The sequence below is a fragment of the Streptomyces sp. NPDC004561 genome (genome assembly GCF_053602155.1).
In genome coordinates this window covers 1-3,329 of record NZ_JBSGDB010000711.1, presented here as the reverse complement: position 1 = coordinate 3,329, position 3,329 = coordinate 1, and the positions used below count along the sequence as shown (strand labels likewise).

3 protein-coding genes are annotated in these 3,329 nt (G+C 74.5%); 1 reads left to right on the top strand and 2 read right to left on the bottom strand.

From position 1 onward, the window contains the following. Nucleotides 1-251: 251 nt before the first annotated feature. Nucleotides 252-650 (bottom strand): MarR family winged helix-turn-helix transcriptional regulator, encoded by a 399-nt coding sequence (locus ACWEN3_RS44045; RefSeq protein ID WP_452983646.1) that lies wholly within the window; start codon nucleotides 648-650, stop codon nucleotides 252-254. Nucleotides 651-776: 126 nt separating this feature from the next. Here ACWEN3_RS44045 and ACWEN3_RS44040 point away from each other — a divergent pair, with 126 nt between their 5' ends. Continuing rightward, complete coding sequence (locus tag ACWEN3_RS44040) at nucleotides 777-1,865, top strand: hypothetical protein (RefSeq protein ID WP_452983640.1); 1,089 nt, start codon at nucleotides 777-779, stop codon at nucleotides 1,863-1,865. 182 nt (nucleotides 1,866-2,047) lie between these two features. Here ACWEN3_RS44040 and ACWEN3_RS44035 read toward each other — a convergent pair whose 3' ends face one another. Next, the gene (locus ACWEN3_RS44035) at nucleotides 2,048-3,235 is read right to left on the bottom strand and encodes a vWA domain-containing protein (RefSeq protein WP_452983643.1); all 1,188 of its coding nucleotides are present in this window, start codon (nucleotides 3,233-3,235) and stop codon (nucleotides 2,048-2,050) included. Nucleotides 3,236-3,329 lie beyond the last annotated feature (94 nt).

Below are 3,329 nucleotides of genomic sequence, written 5' to 3'. Positions count from 1 at the left end.
GTCGTGGAGGAGCCGTAGGCCGTGCCGCCGTCGCCGACGAAGTGCTTGGCGGTGGCGAGCACCTTGTCGTTCCGGCTCAGGTCCCGGCCGTCGGCGCCATCCGGCTGTACGAGTCCCTCGGCTTCCGGCTGCGCCGCCACACCGCGTTCCTCATGGTCCGGGCGCCGGAACGGATGACGGACGGCCGGGCGGCGGTACCGGTGCCGTAGGGCCGTGGGCGAGGCGGCGGCCCGGGGCAGCGGTCGGCCGGGTCACGCGGACCCGGCGTCGGCCGGCCCCGAGTTGTACCGCTCCAGATAGGCCGCGAACCGCACCAGGTCCTCCGCCGGCCAGTCCGCGAGCCGCTCCCGGAAGGCGGCCCGCCGGCTGCGGGTGACCTGGGCGAGGATCTCCTGTCCCGCCTCCGTCAGATGCAGCACCTGGACCCGGTGGTCCTCCGGGTCCAGCCGGCGCTCTATCAGCCCGGTCCGCTCCAGCGCGCCCACCTGGCGGCTCACAGTGGACTTGTCCAGGGCGTAGTGGGCCGCGAGGTCCGTTGCCCGGCAGCCCCCGCTCTCCTCCAGGTGGCCGAGCAGGGTGTACGAGACCAGCGACAGCTCGGGATGCATGCGGCCCGCCGAGGCGCGGGCCCGGCGGGCGAAGATCGTCATCTCGCGCTGGATCGTCTCGACGGCCGACTCCGCTGCGCTCACGGGAATGCCTCCTCCGGTCCTGTAGTTGTACAGTACAACTTGAAATCGGAGTTGTATAAGCCAACCTTCTGGAGGCCGTGCGAGATGAGGTCACCGGCACTGCGCCATGTGCTCACGCACCTGATCACCCCGCTGCTGATGTGCATGGGCATGGGGCTCGCCTACATGGGGGCGTTCGTCACCCCCGAGCCGCACCACCTGCCCGTCGCCGTCGTCGGCACCGCTCCCGAGGCGAAGGTCTTCGCCCAGACGGTCAAGGACACCGCGGGGGACAGGCTCGACGTCCGCACGGTCGCCACCCGCGCCGACGCCGTGGGCCTGCTGAAGTCCCGCGAGGTGACCGGCGCCTACGTGCCGAGCGCCAGGGCCCACGAGCTGCTGGTGGCCGGCGCCGCCTCCGACATGGGCGCGACGGCGGCGGAGAAGGTCTTCACCCCCGTCGCCGCCGAGGAGGGCGCCCCGCTGAAGGTCACCGACGTGGCCCCGCCGGTCGGCGACGACCCCACCGGCCAGGGCCTGTTCTTCCTGCTGATCGCGCTCAGCATCGGCTCCTACGCCTCGGTCGCCGCCCTCGGCGCCGCGGGAGCCGCCCTGCCGATGCGGGTACGGGCGCTGCTCACGCTCGGTGTCTCCGCCGTGGTCAGCGGCATCGGCGCGCTGCTCGCCGGGCCGGTGTTCCACCTCGCCCACCACGACCTCGCCGGTGTCTGGGGCATGGCCTGGCTGTACTCGGCGGGCATCCTGTTCATCGGCGTCGGGCTGCACACCTTCCTCAAGCGGTGGACCACGCTGACCATGATGGTGCTGTTCGTGATGCTGAACTTCACGAGCTCCGGCGGCTTGTTCCGGCCCGAACTCCAGAACGGCTTCTTCGGGGCGCTGCACGCCTTCTGGAACGGCGCCGGGTTCGTCGAGGGCCTGCGCAGCCTGCTGTACTTCGGCGGCGACGGTCTCGCCCGCAGCGTCTGGACGCTCGGGATCTGGCTGCTCGCCGGTCTCGCCGTCACCGCCGTCGCGGCCCTGTACGAGCGGGGCCGGCGGAGCCCGGCGACGGCCGCCCGGCCCGAGCGCGAGACACTGCCCGCGCCCGCGGCGGCCCCGGCGGAGCGGGCGGCCCGTGCGGGGGCCGGGGAAGACGCCGAGGAAGAGATCGAGGAGACGGTCGGCGTCTGACCGGACCCCGACCCCGACCCGGCCGGGCCGGGAGGGGCCGCGGTAGGGGAGCGCACCGCCCGACCACGGGCGGAGCCTTCTTCGCCGGGCCGGCCCCGGAGGCATCTTCCAGCGGGCGGGCCCTGAAGGCATCCTCCAGCCGGGCGGGCCCCGAAAGCCCTGTGCCGCGCCTTCCCCTCATCTCATCCCGGCGCCGAGCCGATGGTCACCACCCGCGCCCACGCGGGCGGTGCGTCCGGCCGGTAGTCGGGATCGTCCTCGTCCCAGGACCCGCCGGCGCGCGCGAACAGCCCCACCACCGTCCGGCACGCCGGGCGAGCCGCCGGCCAGGGCGTCTGCCCGTCGGTGAGGACCACCACCACATCGGGTCGCGTCCGCAGCGCCCGGGCGAACCCGGCCCGCAGATCCGTGCCGCCGCCGCCCATCAGCTCGATGCCCTGCGCCCGGCACACCGGCTGCACCGTCCGCGCCGCCGCGTCGCACGAGAGCACGCTCACCAGATCGCGCCGGCCGCCCACGGCCCGGGAGATCGCGGCCACCTCCAGCAGCGCGCTGCCGAGCTCGGCGTCGCTCACCGACCCTGAGGTGTCGACCACCACGCAGACCCGCGGCGGCCTGCGCCGCAGGCTCGGCAGGACGACCCCGGGCAGAGCGGCCGAGCGCCGCGCCGGGCGGCCGTAGCTGTAGTCGTCGCCCGCACCCGCGCCGCCCACCGCCGAACGCAGCGCCGCGCCCAGCAGCTCCCGCCAGGGCTGCGGCGGATGGAACACCTCCTCCGCCCACCGCCGCCATCCCTCCGGGGCGTCTCCCGGGCGGCCGTTGATGCCCCGCGCCACCCGGAACCGCACCGCGTCCCGCTCCTGGTCGCTGAGCCCGTGCGCGCCGTCCGGGCCCAGGTCCCACTCCCGTTCGAGCCCGTCGGCGCCGCTGCCGCAGTCCAGCCAGGCCAGCCGGGCCAGCCGCGGTCCGAGCCGGAAGAGGCGCAGGTAGTCCTCCAGCAGCTCGCCCTCGGGCAGCCCCAGCGTCCCGGGGGTCACCGCGTCCTCCGGACTCACCAGCCCGTCGCCGTACACGTCGTCGTTGATCTCGCAGTCCGCGGCGATGTTCATCCGCAGCCGTTCCGCGGGGCCGGTCAGCCCGCGCTCGCGCGCGACCCGGTCGCCGCGCCCGTGATGGTCGCGCAGCAGGTGAGCCACCTCGTGCACCCAGACCCCCGCCAGCTCCTCCACCGGGGTGCGCGCCACGAACGCAGGGGAGACGTAGACCCGCCAGTGCCGGTCGACCGCCATCGTCGGCACCCGGCGGGACTCCACCGGGTGCAGCGCGAACAGCGCCGTCGCCAGGTAGGGCCGGACACGGGCCGCGTGCAGCCGGGCGTGTCGTTCGGGATCAGCAGCACCGAGATTCCGCCGTGCTTGTCCTCGGTGTCGGTGCGCACCTGCATCGCGATGACGGTGTCCTTCG